Source organism: Myxococcus sp. XM-1-1-1 (assembly GCF_020037095.1).
Classification (GTDB): domain Bacteria; phylum Myxococcota; class Myxococcia; order Myxococcales; family Myxococcaceae; genus Myxococcus; species Myxococcus fulvus.
Map to the genome: position 1 here is coordinate 22,802 of NZ_JAIQDH010000024.1, position 14,645 is coordinate 37,446.

Genomic DNA, 14,645 nt, shown 5'->3' on the forward strand with positions numbered 1-14,645 from the left:
TTCGTGGGAGGGCGGCGTGCCCGGAGGGGTCTGGAAAGACCCGCAAGTGGGACTTCCGTGACGCCCCCGTCACGAGGCCGCGAGCACACCGCCGGGCGGGGTGGGGGCGCGCTCGAGCGGGTGTGTCGGCCTCACGGCCGTGAAGTGGGGGCGGCTCCGCGCGAGGAGAGGTGAGGACCACGGTGCGACACCACGGTGCGACACCGCGGTGCATCTCAGCGGGGCGCAGACCTCGCGCGGGGTGTCCGCTCGCGCGAGGTGGGACACGGCCTTCCCGGGCGGGCTTCAGCCTCCGACGATGTCGAGCGTCTGGCCGACGCCCTTGGCCCGGGCGACGTCGTAGAGCGCGCGGGCGAGGGCCACGTCCTGCAGCGCGAGGCCGGTGGAGTCGAAGATGCTGATCTCCTCCCCGGCGCGGCCGGGCTTCTTGCCGGCGACGACCTCGCCGAGGGTGCCGGCAATCTGCTCGGCGCGCAGGAGGCCGTCGTGCAGGGGGACGTTGACCTCGCCGGAGTGCAGGGCCTGCTCGGTGTCGTCGATGAAGACGCGGCCCTCGGTGAGGATGCGCGGGTCCAGCTCCTGCTTGCCGGGGGCGTCCGCGCCCATCGCGTTGATGTGGGCGCCGGGCTTGAGCCACTCGCGCTTCACCACCGGGGTGCGCGAGGGCGTGGAGGTGCAGACGATGTCCGCGCCGGAGGCCTCCTGGAGGCTGACCACGCGGCCGCCCTTCTCGGCCTGGAGCGCCTTCGCGGCGGCGTCGGAGGCATCGGCGAGCAGCAGCTCCAGCTCCCCGAACAGGGCGCGGTGCGCGTCGATGAGGACGCGGGCCTGCACGCCGCAGCCGACGAGCCCGAGCGTGCGGGGCTGGGGCTTCGCCAGGTACTTGGACGCGACGCCGCCGGCGCAGCCGGTGCGCCACGCGGTGAGCCAGGTGCCGTCGAGGATGGCCAGCGGCGACGCGGTGTCCGGGTCGCTGAGGATGTAGAGGGCGCGCACGGTGGGCAGGCCGTGCTTCTTGGGGTTCTGGGGATGGGCGTTGACCCACTTCACGCCCGCCGCGCCGTCGAGGAACGCGGGCATGGCGCGGAAGTCGCCGTCGTACCGCGGCAGGGAGAGGTACACCTTGGGCGGCATGAGGGACTCGCCACGGCCATGGGCCCGGAAGGCCTTCTCGACGGCCTGGAGGCCGAGCTCGACGGTGTAGAGACCGCGCAGCTCTTTCGCGCTGAGGATGAGGGTGGACATGGCGGCGCTATATACCGGAGGTGTCGGTACGCCGCCCTGTGGGTGATGCTCCAGGGCCCGGTGAAGGGAGATCCCGTCGTGGACTTGTGCACTTCTCCGCTGTTCGAGCGACTCGCCTCCGCCCGCCACGTGCTCATCGCCGGGGGCGGTGGAGGCTTCGACGTGTTCAGCGGGCTGCCGCTGTACTTCCGGCTGCGCGCGCAGGGCAAGACGGTGTCGCTGGCGAACATGAGCTTCACGCGGCTGGAGGCCGTCCAGGGAGAGTGGACGGCGCCAGGGGTGGTCCGTGTGGACGCCACCACGGCGGGGCCGGAGCACTACTTCCCGGAGGGGTGGCTGGCGCGCTGGTTCGCGCGTCAGGGGGAGGAGGTGTCCATCCACTGCCTGGACCGGGGCGGTGTGGCGCCGGTGCGGGAGGCGTACGCGGCCCTGCGCGCGCAACTCGGGTTCGACGCGGTGGTGCTGGTGGATGGGGGCACGGACATCCTGATGCGCGGGGATGAGGTCGGACTGGGCACGCCGGTGGAGGACATCTCCAGCCTGGGCGCGGTGCAAGCGCTGCCGGAGATGACGAAGCTGGTGGTGTGTCTGGGCTTCGGCGTGGACCGGCACCACGGGGTCTGCCACGCGCACTTCCTGGAGTCGGTGGCCGCGCTCAGCAAGGACGGGGGCTACCTGGGCGTCACCGCGCTGCTGGAGTCGATGCCGGAGGTGGCGCGGTACAGGGACGCGGTGTCGTTTGTGTGTGAGCGGATGCCGAGGGCCCCGAGCATCGTCTCGCTCTCCGTGGTGTCCGCGCTGGAGGGCGAGTACGGCGACGTGCACCGCACGGTGCGGACGCAGGGCAGCACGCTGTGGATCAACCCGCTGATGAGCATGTACTGGGCGTTCGACTTGTCGGCGGTGGCGCGCAGGTGCCTGTACCTGGAGGCGCTCGCGGACACGCGGACGCCGTGGGAGATGAGCGAGGTCATCGAGAAGTTCCGCGAGGAGCGTCCCATCCGGCCGTGGATGGACATCCCGGTGTGACGCGCGAGGTGTGCGCGCATTTCGGTAGGCTCGCGGGGAGGGCCTCGGGCCCGAGGAGCGCGCCAGCGTGAGCGAGCAGGACGAAGCGCAGCTGCGGCAGGCGGTCGCCGAGGGACTCCTCGCTCGCGACGAGGTGGAGGTGCTGCGCGCCGAGGCCGCGCGGCTGGGACAGCGTCCCCTGGAGGTGCTCCGCGCGCGAGGCCGGCTCTCCGAGGATACGTATGCGTCCCTGGTGCGGATGTGCGAGCCGGTGGAGTCGCGGGAGGACTCGCTCGCGGCGCCGGGCGGGCGGGCCACGTCCGGGCTCGGGCGCGCCGGAGCGGACGGTGTGCCCTCGGCGATGAACGGGCGCGAGGCGGCGGTGACCCCAGGGGCCTCCCCGGTTGCGTCCGTGACTCCCGCGCTCGAGCGTCGCGAGCCGTTGACGCCAGGGGCTCCCGTGGCGGGCGCTGTCGCTGTCGCGGCGGAGGTCGTCCACGTACGCCCTGGAGGCGCGCCGGCCGCTGACGACACGCTCAGCCTCCCAGGCGGGAGCCCGCCGGGTGCCTCGGACAGGCTCGGCGCGGAGGTGCCATCCGGGCGGGTGCCCGCCGACGCCGACGTCGACGTGCCCGCGTTCCCGGTGCCGGGCTGGGAGCGCTACTCCCCCGTGCGCTTCCTCGGCCAGGGCGGCATGGGCCGCGTGTTCCTCGCGTGGGACGCGCGGCTGCATCGTCACGTGGCGCTGAAGTTCGTGCGCGGGGACGAGCCGGAGCTCGCGCGTCGGTTCGTCGCGGAGGCCCGTGCGCAGGCGCGCGTCTCCCATCCCCGGGTCTGCGAGGTGTACGAGGTCGGCGAGGTCCAGGGGCGCGTCTACATCGCGATGCGCTACGTGGACGGGCTGCCGCTCCAGTCGCTGGTGGAGTCGCTCGGCGTCGAGCAGAAGGCCCGCGTCCTGCGCGACGCCGCCGAGGGGGTGCACGCCGCGCATCGCGCCGGGCTCATCCATCGCGACCTCAAGCCCGCCAACATCCTGGTCGAGCGCTCCGCCGACGGCGAGCTGTCCGTGTACGTCATGGACTTCGGGCTCGCGCGCGACTGGAAGGAGAGCGCCACCGCGACGGGCACCGTGCTCGGCACGCCGCACTTCATGTCGCCCGAGCAGGCCCGAGGGGAGGTCACCCGACTGGACCGCCGCGCGGACGTGTACGGCCTGGGCGCCACGCTCTACGCGCTGTTGACGGGGCGCGCGCCCATCCCGGGTGAGAACGGGCTGGAGGTGCTCGGCAACATCGCCACCGTGGAGCCGCGTCCTCCGCGGGCCCTGGACGCGGACATCCCCGTGGACCTGGAGGCCATCACCCTCAAGTGCCTGGAGAAGGACCGCTCCGCGCGGTACGGCTCGGCGCGTGAGCTGGCGGAGGACCTGTCCCGCTTCCTCGATGGCGCGCCCGTGCTCGCGCGCACCGGTCCGGGCTACCGCGCGCGCAAGTGGCTGCGCAGGCACCGTCGCTCCGTGGCATTGGGGACGGGGGCGCTCGTCGTGGTGTCGCTCGCGCTGGGGCAGGGGGTGCTCGCCCGTCGCGAGGTCTCCCAGCGCGAGGCCCTGGCCCGCCGGTTCACGGAGCAGGTGGAGCGCATCGAGGCCCAGGTCCGTTACACGGGCATCGCTCCCGCGCACGACACGCGCGCGGACCGCGAGGCCCTGCGCCAGCGCATGCGTGAGCTGGAGGCCGCGATGCGCGAGGCGGGGCCCATGGCGGATGGCCCCGGACACTATGCGCTGGGGCGCGCACACCTCGCGCTCGGGGACGACCTGCTCGCGCACCATCACCTGGATGCGGCGTGGCGGGCGGGCAACACCGAGCCGCGCGTGGCGTACTCGCTGGCCCTGGTCCTGAGCCACCTGTACCAGCGCGCGCGACTGGACGCCGAGCGGACCCGGGACGAGACGACCCGCGCGAAGCGGCTCCACGACGCCACCCGTCGCTTCGGTGAGACGGCGCGCGACTTCCTGCGCCGGAGCGAAGGGGCCCAGGTTCCCTCTCCGGAGTACGTGGCCGCGCTGCTCGCGTTCCTGGAGAACCGCCTCGACGAGGCGCTGGCGAAGCTGGAGGCGCCGGGCTCGCGACCGCCCTGGTTCCACGAGGCCCCGTTGCTGCGCGGGGACATCCTGGTGACGCGGGCCGCGAGTCGCTGGAACACGGGACAGCGGGAGGGCGCGCTCGCGGACCTGGAGGAGGCACGGCGCGCCTATGCGCACGCGGCGGACATCGGTCGCAGCGTGCCCGCCGTGGCGCTCGCGCGGGCGCGCCTGGAGGGCTGGGCGCTGTTGCTCGCGCTGTATGGCCAGGGCGAGGTGGCGCCTCACTACGAGCGGGGCATGGCGGCGGTGTCCCAGGCGCTGTTGCTCGCGCCGGACGATGCGGAGGCCCATGAGCTGGAGGCGGGCTTCCACCGGCGCCTCGCCGAGCATCACGCCCGGCGGGGCGGTGAGGTGGAGCCGCTGCTGGACAAGGCCCTGACCTCGGCGCGTCGGGCGATGGCGCTGTCGCCGCTGCGACTCCAGGGCTTGCATGAGCTGGCCCTGGTGCACTGGCAGCGGGCCCGGCTGCGGCAGGAGAAGGGGCTGGACCCTCGGGACTCCCTGCGCGAGGCCGTCGCCGCCTTCGACCGCGCGAGCCCCGAGACGTGGGACTACGACTTCCACGCCGACCACGGGCAGGTGTTCCGCGTGTGGGCGGACCACGAGGACGGCGTGGGGGGCGACTCGCTGCCCTATCGGCAGCGGGCCATCGACTCGCACGAGCGCGCGGTCGCGTTGGACGCGAAGCGGCCCGAGGCGTGGATCAACCTGGGGACCGAGTACCTCGCGCGCGCCACGACTCCCCGGGCGCCGAGCCCCGTGGAGGACCTGGACAGGGCCGCCTCCGCCCTGGAGCGCGCGCGGACCCTCAACCCCGCGCACGTGGTGCCCTGGTTCTACGAGGGCGAGGTGCACCTGGCGCGGGCCACGAGGCAGCGCGACTCGGGCGCGGACGCGAGGCCGACGTTGCTGCGGGCCCGTGAGGCGTATCTGCGCGGCGTGGCCATCAACCCGAGGCTGCCTCCGCTGCACAACGGCCTGGGCACGGTGGGGTTCGAGCAGGCGAAGGACACGTGGGAGCGCGGGGGAGACCCGGAGCCGTCGCTGCGCGAGGCCCTGAAGTCGTTCGAGCAGGCCATCGCGCTGGCGCCGGCCCAGGGCTACGGACAGAACAACGTGGGCGAGGTCCACGCGTGGCGCGCGCGGATGCGAGTGCTGGAGGGGCGCTCTCCCGAGGCCGAGGTGAAGGCGGCGCGCGTCGCGCTGAAGGACGCGCTGGAGAAGGTGCCGGACCTGGCCCCGCCGTGGATGAACCTGGGCACGGCGCTCCTGGCGGAGGCCGAGTGGAGGCGCGCGCGGCGACAGCCGGTGGAGCCGGTGCTGACGGAGGCCGTCCAGGCCCTGCGTCGCGCGCTGACGCTGAATCCGAAGCAGGCCCAGGCGTGGCGGGAGCTGGGCGAGGCGCTGGCCCTCGAGGCGCTCGCGAAGGGAGACGCGGAGTCGCTCACGCAGGTCGAGCATGCGTTCGAACAGGCCCTCGCGTTGGAGCCCACCCAGCCCGAGCACCGCCTGGCCTTCGCGCGCTTCTGTCTGTCATGGGGACAGCGGCCCGGTGCGAGTGACGCCAGGCGGCTGGAGCGTGGGCGGGTGCTCACGCAGGAGGTCCTCGCGGCGAGGCCCACGTGGCCACGAGCGCGGGCCTTGCGCGCCGGGTTGCTCCTGGCCTCGACGGAGACGGGGAGCACCCATTCAGAGGCGCGCGAGCTGTTGTCCCGCGCGCTCGGCGACAATCCGCACCTCACGCGCGCGTGGAGTCCGCTGCTCTCCGTGGCGGAGTCGCGGTGAGGGGGCGCTTCAGTCGGATTCCCCGGTGGGCTCGGGCACCTTGGTGACGACATCGAGGTTGCCGCGGATGGTCTGGTCATCCGTGACGCAGTCGGAGTCCTTGCAGCCCTGCGCGCAGTGGTCGTCCTTGTCGTCACAGATGCTCAGGCAGTACTCGCCCGAGGGCAGGTTGGGGTCGGACCATGCGCTCTTGCTCCGCAGCTTCGTCAGGGCGACGACGCCCCCATCCGCGGTCGAGCGCACGTCGCGCAGGTCGATGCACAGGTCCTTGTCCAGGTCGGAGGTGATTTCGAGTCCCTGACCGGAGCACAGCGTCCAGCCCTTCGCGCCGGGCTTCGGGTCGAACCGCTTCCCCACGCTCCCGGTCTCCACGGCGATGCCCAGACAGCCCGAGTCTCCCGCCAGACACGGGTCCACCGCGCAGCCTCCATCGGTCTGCTGCAAGCGGGGCAGGCCGTCCTCCTGTGCTTGCCGTGGGTTCGACTCCGGCGCGCCGACTGTCTCACGCGTCCGTGACGCGCACGCCGCCCAGCCCGCAACGAGCAACACTCCCAGGACCCAGCTTCCGTTCCTCACGTTCCCTCCCATCGACACATGTCGCGATGCACGCGGAGACAGCATGCACCGTGCCACGCGGGAGCGTGTGTCACTCCCCGCGCGGTGTCAGGCCCAGCTCCTTCATGCGCCGGCCCAGCGCCTTGCGAGACACCTCCAGCGCTCGGGCCATCGCGTCCAAATCACCGCCGTGTGCCTCGTGGGCCTGGGCAATCTCGTCCGAGCGCAGGTCGCCCGCGGTGCGCAGGTTCGGGCTCTTGTCGATGAGGTCGTAGAGCGACGGCCTGGGGATGCCCAGCGCCTCGGCGGTGGCCTTCAGGTCCCACGCATGCTCGCGCAGCGCGGCCAGCAGCTCCTGCTCCGTCACCTGTGAAGCCTTGCGACGTGGTGTCGCCGGGGCCCGAAGCTCCGCGACGGGCTCGGGCGAAGACACCGAGGCCCCGGGGGTCGAGGCCGCGGCCACCTCCAGCTCATGCTCCAGTCGAGGCTCGGCCTGGAGCGTCGGCTTTCCGCGACTGCCGATGACGAGCTGCCGCGCGAGGTTGCGCAGCTGCCGGATGTTGCCCGGCCACGGGAAGCGCACCAGCCGCGTCGCCAGCGGCGCGGGCAACCACGGCGCCGCATACGCGTCCTCGTTGTCCAGCCGGTGCGCCTCGCCCAGCGATGCCAGCTCCTCACGGGCGAAGTGGAAGAACAGCCGGCCCAAATCTTCACGCCGCTCGCGCAGCGGAGGCACATGCACCTCGTAGCCCGCGAGCCGGTGCAGCAACGGCGCCTTGAAGCGCCCATCACGGATGCGCTCGTCCAGGTCCGCATCCGTGGCGGCGAGCAGCCGCACGTCCACGGCCACCGGCGTGGTGCCTCCGACGGGATACAGCTCGCCCGTCTCCAGCACGCGCAGCAGCATCACCTGGACCTCGGGCGGCGCCTCGCCCACCTCGTCGAGGAAGAGGGTGCCCCCATGCGCCGCGCGGAAGAAGCCCTCGCGGCTCTGCGCCGCGCCCGTGTACGCGCCCTTCTGCGTACCGAACAGCTCCGCCGCGGCCAGCTCCTTCGGAATGGCGCCCAGGTTGACGCTGAGGAAGCGGCCCTCTCGCCGACGGCTGCGCTGGTGGATGGCCTGGGCCACGCGCTCCTTGCCCGTCCCCGTCTCGCCGCGGATGAGCACGGGCACATCCAGGTCCGCCACGCGCTCGATGTGTCGACGCAGCCGGCGCACCCCGGTGCTCTCGCCCACCATGCCGAGCATGTCCACCGTGGCCGAGTCCTCCGCCGCGTCCATGAGGTGCAGCAGCACCACCACGCGCCCGCCCAGCTCGAGCGGCACACCCTGGAGGAGCTCCGCCTCCGACAGCTCCCAGGTGCCCTCCAGCGCCGAGCCGGCGATGACCACGCGCTCGCCACCGGCCGTGCACGTCAGCCGCACGCTCCCCGGCTTCGAGCCCGGGGCGAACGTCAACGGCTTGCGACTGATGAACGGGTCGTTCAGCGGCTGTCCCAGCGCGGACCCGGGACGCGTGAAGTCCGGCGCGTTGCGAGACAGCGCCACCTCGCGTCCCGCCACGAGCGCATCCAGTCGGAGCCGCTCTCCGACGCGCGCGGGCACGGGATGGGAGACGAGCGTCAGCGCGGGCACGAGGCGAGGCCCCTGCGGACCTCCACCGCGTTGGGGCATGGCGGCGGTGGACACATCGGCGAGCGTCGGAGACATGGTGGCCGGGGCCTCATGCTAGCCGAGTCGGGAGCATGAGGCCCTCGGGCCCGCCCGCGCGCCTCAGCCCGCGCTGACGAACCAGGACGCGGAGATGTTCCAGCCGCTCAGCGAGCCGCTCTCGTTCGCGACCAGCCCGGGCGTCGTCGGCCAGCTGAAGCTGTTGGGACCCACCGAGGGGATGTCCCAGTTGAGCGTGAAGGTGGCGTTGTTCACCGCGGACGCCTGGTACACCACATAGCCGGTGGAGGGGTTGCTGAAGTCACCGGGGCTGATGAAGCGGCCGGACTGTCCGGACGGGATGACGCTCGGGGGCGGCTGCGTCCACTGCTGGTTCGTGATGGACTTCACCAGCACCAGGTCGCCCGAGGTCTGGTTGACGATGGTGGCGGTGAGGCTCTCGGTGGACTCGGGGCCGGGCTTCGTCTGGGTCGGCTTCTCGACGCTCACTTCGGGCATGGCGCACTCCAATGGGAAGGGATGGGCCAGGGGCCTCGTGTGCCCCCGGTGCCTGCCCTCACTGCAGCGCGTGTGCCGCGCGCCCCGAGCCCGGTCCTCCGAGGGAGAACCCCGTCGACACGGCCTCCGACACATGGGTCGACACGGCTTCCGACACGTCGGAGCGCGAGCCCGACATGTCGACACCGGCGCGAGGGGCCTCAGCGCTTCGCGCGCGAGTCCAGCCAGGACACCAGCACGTCGGCGTGACAGGGGCCGGGCTTGCACCAGCACCCCAGGCGCTTGCCGCGCAGGGCGAGCACGTCCTCGCGCCAGGCGGCGTCATGGCGGGAGCGCAGCTCCAGGTACCAGCGGAAGGACTCGAAGGCATCCACGTTGGGCCCCATGCGGCGGAGGGCCTCCTCGTGGATGCGCTGTGGCTCCGCGCCCGGCAGCCCGGCGACCCAGGGGGCGAAGTACTTCTTCCACAGGGCGCCCGGGGTGCCGACGCCACCGGGCTTGAAGGGGTTGCCGAAGCGACCGGGCACGGGGTTGGTGGGGCCAGGCTTCGCCCACGCGCGGAAGGCCCGGCCCACGTACACGTCGCAGCCGTCGTGGACATGGACCGCCTGGGTGCGCGCCCCGGTCATCGGCGGGTCCCCCGACTACTTCTTGCGCTTCTTGCCGGCGGACTGGGCAGCGGCGGCGGCCTCGGCGGCGGCCTGCTCGACGGCGGCCTTCAGGTCATCGCGCTCCTTGGTGACGCTGGCCACCTCGCCCTCCAGCTCCGTCACCTTGGTCTTCAGCGCCTCGTTCTCCGAGCGCAGCTCCTCCGTGGTCTTCTTCAGCACGTTCGTCTCGGCGCGCGCGCGGTTCAGCTCACGCGAGCCACCGCATCCGACGAGGGGAACCACCGCCAGCATCGCCACGGCCATCCAAGCCTTCATCTGAGTCTGCTCCTGTGGGGCCCCGGAAGGGGGAGGTCCGGGGCCCGGGTCATCCGGCACGGAAAGAGGGACGCACCGCGCCCGGGTCCTGCCGGCCGGTATCGGACCGGCGAGACTAGACAGTAAGGCCCACGAGAGGAAGCCACTGGAGGGTCGGGTGCGCCCACTCCCTCGGACGGGCGGGGATTCTCAAGCGGTGGAAGTCGGGACCTGGGCGGTGGAGTCCGGGACTTCGTGAATCCACACGGGCTCGAGGCCCCAGGTGAAGAGGGCGCGGTGTCGGGAGCGCACGGTGAAGCCCGGGGCCTCGATGGGGCGCGTCACCGTGAGGACGCGGGTGCCGGGGCGGCAGGTGCGCAGGCGGGCGACGAGTCGGGTGCGCGTCTGGGGGGACAGGGCCGTCCAGTTGACGAGGACATGGGTGGCCTCGCCCAGGTCGGCCAGGGCCGCGTCGCCCTGGCGCAGCACGGCGCCGGCCCGGGACAGGGGGCCGGAAGCGAGGGTGACGTGCTCCTCGAGCAGCTCGATGCCCGTGGCCCGGGCGCCCAGCCAGCGCGCGGCGAGCAGGGCCCGGCCGCGTCCGGCGCCCAGGTCCACCAGGTGGCCGTGGGCGGTGAGCCCGGCCCGCTGGAAGAGCGACAGGGCGGTGTGCACGGGCGTCTCGCCGTACATCAGCTCGTCGAAGCCCTGGCCGCTGGACTGGAGGAGGCGGACCACCTCGAAGGAGCGACGCGGCCGGTAGGGCGACACGAGCAGCTCGCGCAGCCACAGGGACAGCGCGGGGCCGAGCAGTCGTGGGCGCCATACGAGGACGGCCAGGTCCGCCGCCCGGTTCACCGCGTCCAGCCACAGGCTCCAGAGGCGCACGAGCAGGAGCCGGGGGAAGGACAGCCGGGGGGATGTCGTCGGGGTGGAGGCGTCCTCGGCCATGGCGCGTGAGGCGGAGGTTAGCCGAATCCGCGCGAGGGGCCGTGGGCGTCGCGCGTCGAAGGCTCAGGGCGCGGGAGCCGGCGGCAGGTGCTCCGCACCGGGTTTAGAAATCGTTAGAGAAAGGGCTTTTGCCCAGGAAATCGTTAGAAACGGCGCCTCGGCTTCAAAAATCGTTACGCGGCCGCGAGGGCACTCCATGACGAAGGACACGAACGCAGCCCTGGTGCGAGCGCTCGCCGCGGTGCTCCCCGCTGATGCCCTCGTCACCGACGCGGACGTGCTGGAGGCGCACCGGCGTGATCAAGCCGAGTGGGCCCCCGCGGGCACCCCTGGCGTCCTCGTGCGCGCCACCCGCACGGAGGACGTGCGCGCGGTGCTCAAGGTCGCCTCGGCGCACAAGGTCCCGGTGGTGCCTCGGGGCGCGGGCTCGGGACTGTCTGGCGGCGCCAACGCGCTGGAGGGCTGCATCGTGCTGTCGCTGATGCGGATGAACCGGGTGCTGGAGGTCGACGCGAAGGGGATGCTCGCCGTCGTGCAGCCGGGCGTGCTGAACGCGGAGGTGAAGGCGGCCGCGACGGCGCACGGGCTCTGGTACGCGCCGGACCCGGCGAGCTGGGAGTTCTCCAGCCTGGGTGGCAACCTGGCCACCAACGCCGGCGGCCTGTGCTGCGTGAAGTACGGCGTCACCGGGGATGCGGTGCTGGGGCTGGAGGTCGTGCTCGCGGACGGCTCGGTGGTGCGCACCGGCGGGCGCACCGTGAAGAACGTCGCGGGCTACGATTTGACGCGGCTGTTCGTCGGCTCGGAGGGCACGCTCGGCGTCATCACCGAGGCGACGCTGCGCCTTCGCCCCAAGCCCCCCAGGGCGACGACGCTGGTCGCCACCTTCCCCACGCTCGCGGGCGCGGGCTCGGCCGTCACGGACATCATGGCGCGCACGCGCCCGTCCATGCTGGAGCTGATGGACCAGGCCACCTGCCGCGCCGTGGAGGCGTACAAACCCCTGGGCCTGGACGTGGACGCGGCCGCGTTCCTGCTGGCGCGCTCGGACGCGGGCGGCGACCAGGGCGTGGCGGAAATCGAGACCATGGCGGCCGTCTGCGAGGCCGCGGGCGCGACCTTCGTCACCCACTCCACCGATGAAGCGGAGGGCGAGCTGCTGCTCACCGCGCGCCGCCTCGCCTATCCCGCGCTCGAGCGACAAGGCGCCACGCTGCTCGACGACGTGGGAGTGCCCCTGTCCCGAATCCCCGAGCTGCTCGCCGCCGTGGAGCGCATCGCCGCCGAGCGCGGGGTGCTCGTGGGGACGTTCGGCCACGCGGGCGATGGGAACATGCACCCCACCGTCGTCTTCGACCGCCAGGACCCCGCGGCGCTCATCCGGGCACGCGGCGCGTTCGATGACATCCTCGCGGCCGCGCTGGACCTGGGCGGCACCATCACCGGTGAGCACGGCGTGGGGGCGCTGAAGCAGCCCTTCCTGGGGCGGCAGCTCGGCGAGGAGGGCCTGCGCCTGCACCACCGCCTCAAGGCCGCGATGGACCCCCTCGGCATCCTCAATCCGGGCAAGGTGCTCTGAGCCTCATCCCTTCCAGGGGCACGGACTCCCCTGGAATGACGAGGGCTTGCGGAAATCGCCGGGTATTTTCGGAGGCATGTCGAGAAGCTCTCCGCAGCTTCGACATAGGGGTGAACGCACCCCGATTCCGGGGCGCGGCCGACACGGAAAGAGGGAGCCACCCATGAAGTACATGCTGATGATGAACCACGCCGGTCAGGGCCCGTACGCGATGATGAACTGGCCGAAGGAGGACATCCGGGCGCACATCGCGTTCATGGTGTCGTTCGCGAAGAAGCTCTCCTCCGCGGGAGAGCTGCTGGCGGCCGAGGGGCTGGCCGGGCCGGACCAGGCGAAGCGCGTGAAGGCGGGGGCGGACGGCAAGCCCATCACCGACGGCGTCTTCCCCGAGTCGAAGGAGTTCCTGGTGGGCTACTGGCTGGTGGAGGTGGACAGCCCCGAGCGCGCCTATGCCATCGCCGCCGAGGCGTCCGCCGCGCCGGGCCTCGCGGGCAAGCCGATGAACATGGACATCGAGGTCCGGCAGGTGATGAGCGGTCCTCCTCCCGAGTTCCTCTGACGTGAAGTCCCCAGCAGGCCACCCCATCGAGTCCCTGCTGCGCGAGCACGCGCCCAGGGTGCTGGGCGCCATCCTCCGACGGTTCCGTGACTTCGGAGCCTCGGAGGACGCGGTCCAGGAGGCGCTGCTCGCGGCCGCGATGCAATGGCCTCTCGATGGCGTGCCGGAGGACCCGCGCGCCTGGCTGATCCAGGTGGCCTCCCGGCGCATCACCGACCAGGTGCGCGCCGAGGCGGCCCGACGCCACCGGGAGGAGCTGGTGGTGAGCATGGTGCCGCCGGAGCTCCAACTCGTCCTGCCCGTGATGGGGGACGAGTCCATGGGGCGCGACGACACGCTGGCGCTGCTCTTCATGTGCTGTCACCCGGCGCTGACGACGACCTCGGCGATTGCCCTCACGCTGCGCGCGGTGGGCGGCCTGACGACGGCGGAGATCGCCAGGGCGTTCCTCGTCCCCGAGGCGACGATGGCGCAGCGAATCAGCCGCGCCAAGCAGGGCATCCACACCTCCGGGGTGCCGTTCCAGAAGCCCACGCCGGAGGAGACCGCGCAGCGGCTGGGCGCGGTGTTGCACGTGCTCTACCTCATCTTCAACGAGGGGTATGCGGCGACCTCCGGGGCCCAGGTGCTGCGCACGGACCTGTCGGGCGAGGCCATCCGTCTGACACGGATGCTGCACACGGTGTTGCCGGAGGACGGCGAGGTGGCGGGGCTGCTCGCGCTGATGTTGCTGACGGATGCGCGGAGGGCCGCGAGGACGGGGACGTCGGGAGAGCTGATTCCGCTCGACGCACAGGACCGGAGTCTCTGGGACGCGGCGATGGTTGCCGAGGGCGTGGCGCTCATCTCGGCCACGCTGTCGAAGGGCTCGCTGGGGCTGTACCAGGTGCAGGCGGCCATCGCGGCGGTGCACGACGAGGCGACGCGCGCCGAGGACACGGACTGGCCGCAGATTCTCGCGCTCTACGGCGTGTTGATGGGACTGACGGACAACCCGATGGTGGCGCTCAACCACGCCATCGCGACGGCGATGGTGCATGGGCCTCGCACGGGGCTGACGTTGCTGGACGTGTTGGACAAGGGCGGGCGGCTCGCCGGGAACCACCGGCTGGACGCGGTCCGCGCGCACCTGCTGGAGCGCGCCGGTGAGCCCGCGAAGGCGGTGGTGCATTACCGCAAGGCCGCCGAGCGCACCACGAGCCTGCCGGAGCGCGACTATCTGCTGCTGCAGGCCGCGCGGTTGAGCGAGTCCGCGGGCCTGTAGTCGGATATGGAGCGCATCGCTGGAGTGCGCGGTCGACGCGCTCCCGGGTCAGGCCTCGCGCCAACCCGTCGCATGGAGCGCAGGGTCGATGATGGAGGGCGACTCAGTGCGCGGGCGGTCCGGAGCGAGGTACCGCGAGTGCTTCATGGATGACGAAGCTCGCCACTGACGAACGGGCCCTCCTCGGGGGCGAGTCGGCTCGGAGCGCGGCACCGCGAGAGCCTCGTTGGTGACGAAGCCGAACGTGCCCTCCACCCTCCGCGGCGCGTCGACTCCGAAGGTGACGCGCCTGAGGGGCCCTCGACGGAGTTCCTTCAGGACAGGAGCCTCTGTCTCTCGACGGCCTGCTCCGCGAGGGTCTCCCAGCGGCACGGTATTGCGCTCGTCGGCCGCCGCGCGACCTCACGTTCTCGCGCTGGATGCTGGCCGAGGAGGCCGCCGTCACCGTGTGCATCGTTGACGGGGGGAACAATACCGA

The 14,645-nt window shown here is 72.3% G+C and carries 12 protein-coding genes; 5 read left to right on the forward strand and 7 right to left on the reverse strand.

Annotated elements, in window-relative coordinates; genetic code table 11:
• Nucleotides 1-285 precede the first annotated feature (285 nt).
• Complete coding sequence (locus K8640_RS34290; protein WP_223750927.1) at nt 286-1,245, reverse strand: ornithine cyclodeaminase family protein; 960 nt, start codon at nt 1,243-1,245, stop codon at nt 286-288.
• A gap of 78 nt (nt 1,246-1,323) precedes the next feature.
• Here K8640_RS34290 and K8640_RS34295 point away from each other — a divergent pair, with 78 nt between their 5' ends.
• Both K8640_RS34295 and K8640_RS34300 read left to right on the forward strand, forming a co-directional pair.
• Entirely contained in the window at nt 1,324-2,274 is a 951-nt protein-coding gene (locus K8640_RS34295; protein ID WP_223750928.1) for a DUF1152 domain-containing protein, read from the forward strand.
• Between the two features lie 67 nt (nt 2,275-2,341).
• Nucleotides 2,342-6,184, forward strand: a complete 3,843-nt coding sequence (locus K8640_RS34300) for a serine/threonine-protein kinase (protein WP_223750929.1) — start codon at nt 2,342-2,344, stop codon at nt 6,182-6,184.
• A gap of 9 nt (nt 6,185-6,193) precedes the next feature.
• On the opposite strand, the gene K8640_RS34305 is transcribed toward K8640_RS34300, so the two are convergent.
• The 6 genes from K8640_RS34305 to K8640_RS34330 form a co-directional block, all read right to left on the reverse strand.
• Nucleotides 6,194-6,628, reverse strand: coding sequence for a hypothetical protein (locus K8640_RS34305; RefSeq protein WP_223750930.1), 435 nt, complete (start codon nt 6,626-6,628; stop codon nt 6,194-6,196).
• Nucleotides 6,629-6,830: 202 nt separating this feature from the next.
• Nucleotides 6,831-8,450: a sigma 54-interacting transcriptional regulator gene (locus K8640_RS34310; protein ID WP_223750931.1), complete on the reverse strand. Its 1,620-nt coding sequence runs from the start codon at nt 8,448-8,450 to the stop codon at nt 6,831-6,833.
• Between the two features lie 63 nt (nt 8,451-8,513).
• Nucleotides 8,514-8,909 carry a hypothetical protein gene (locus K8640_RS34315; protein WP_223750932.1) on the reverse strand — a complete coding sequence of 132 codons (396 nt, stop codon included), beginning with the start codon at nt 8,907-8,909 and terminating at the stop codon, nt 8,514-8,516.
• Nucleotides 8,910-9,109: 200 nt separating this feature from the next.
• A complete protein-coding gene (locus tag K8640_RS34320) occupies nt 9,110-9,538 on the reverse strand; it encodes a DUF4326 domain-containing protein (RefSeq protein WP_223750933.1) in 429 nt (142 codons plus the stop codon).
• A 15-nt stretch (nt 9,539-9,553) separates the two neighbouring features.
• Nucleotides 9,554-9,835: a hypothetical protein gene (locus K8640_RS34325; RefSeq protein ID WP_141325103.1), complete on the reverse strand. Its 282-nt coding sequence runs from the start codon at nt 9,833-9,835 to the stop codon at nt 9,554-9,556.
• Nucleotides 9,836-10,024: 189 nt separating this feature from the next.
• A complete protein-coding gene (locus K8640_RS34330; protein WP_223750934.1) occupies nt 10,025-10,765 on the reverse strand; it encodes a cyclopropane-fatty-acyl-phospholipid synthase family protein in 741 nt (246 codons plus the stop codon).
• Nucleotides 10,766-10,961: 196 nt separating this feature from the next.
• Between K8640_RS34330 and K8640_RS34335 the strand changes: the two genes are divergently transcribed.
• From K8640_RS34335 to K8640_RS34345, 3 genes are all read left to right on the forward strand, one after another.
• Nucleotides 10,962-12,344 (forward strand): FAD-binding oxidoreductase, encoded by a 1,383-nt coding sequence (locus K8640_RS34335; RefSeq protein ID WP_223750935.1) that lies wholly within the window; start codon nt 10,962-10,964, stop codon nt 12,342-12,344.
• A 163-nt stretch (nt 12,345-12,507) separates the two neighbouring features.
• Nucleotides 12,508-12,903 carry a YciI family protein gene (locus K8640_RS34340; RefSeq protein WP_223750936.1) on the forward strand — a complete coding sequence of 132 codons (396 nt, stop codon included), beginning with the start codon at nt 12,508-12,510 and terminating at the stop codon, nt 12,901-12,903.
• A gap of 1 nt (nt 12,904) precedes the next feature.
• Nucleotides 12,905-14,167 carry an RNA polymerase sigma factor gene (locus K8640_RS34345; protein ID WP_223750937.1) on the forward strand — a complete coding sequence of 421 codons (1,263 nt, stop codon included), beginning with the start codon at nt 12,905-12,907 and terminating at the stop codon, nt 14,165-14,167.
• Nucleotides 14,168-14,645 lie beyond the last annotated feature (478 nt).

Excerpts from the sequence above, each read along its gene's own strand:
- K8640_RS34290 (WP_223750927.1), bottom strand. The coding sequence starts at position 1,245 with ATGTCCACCCTCATCCTCAGCGCGAAAGAGCTGCGCGGTCTCTACACC.
- K8640_RS34310 (WP_223750931.1), bottom strand. The coding sequence starts at position 8,450 with ATGTCTCCGACGCTCGCCGATGTGTCCACCGCCGCCATGCCCCAACGC.
- K8640_RS34315 (WP_223750932.1), bottom strand. The coding sequence starts at position 8,909 with ATGCCCGAAGTGAGCGTCGAGAAGCCGACCCAGACGAAGCCCGGCCCC.
- K8640_RS34320 (WP_223750933.1), bottom strand. The coding sequence starts at position 9,538 with ATGACCGGGGCGCGCACCCAGGCGGTCCATGTCCACGACGGCTGCGAC.
- K8640_RS34325 (WP_141325103.1), bottom strand. The coding sequence starts at position 9,835 with ATGAAGGCTTGGATGGCCGTGGCGATGCTGGCGGTGGTTCCCCTCGTC.
- K8640_RS34330 (WP_223750934.1), bottom strand. The coding sequence starts at position 10,765 with ATGGCCGAGGACGCCTCCACCCCGACGACATCCCCCCGGCTGTCCTTC.
- K8640_RS34335 (WP_223750935.1), top strand. The coding sequence starts at position 10,962 with ATGACGAAGGACACGAACGCAGCCCTGGTGCGAGCGCTCGCCGCGGTG.
- K8640_RS34340 (WP_223750936.1), top strand. The coding sequence starts at position 12,508 with ATGAAGTACATGCTGATGATGAACCACGCCGGTCAGGGCCCGTACGCG.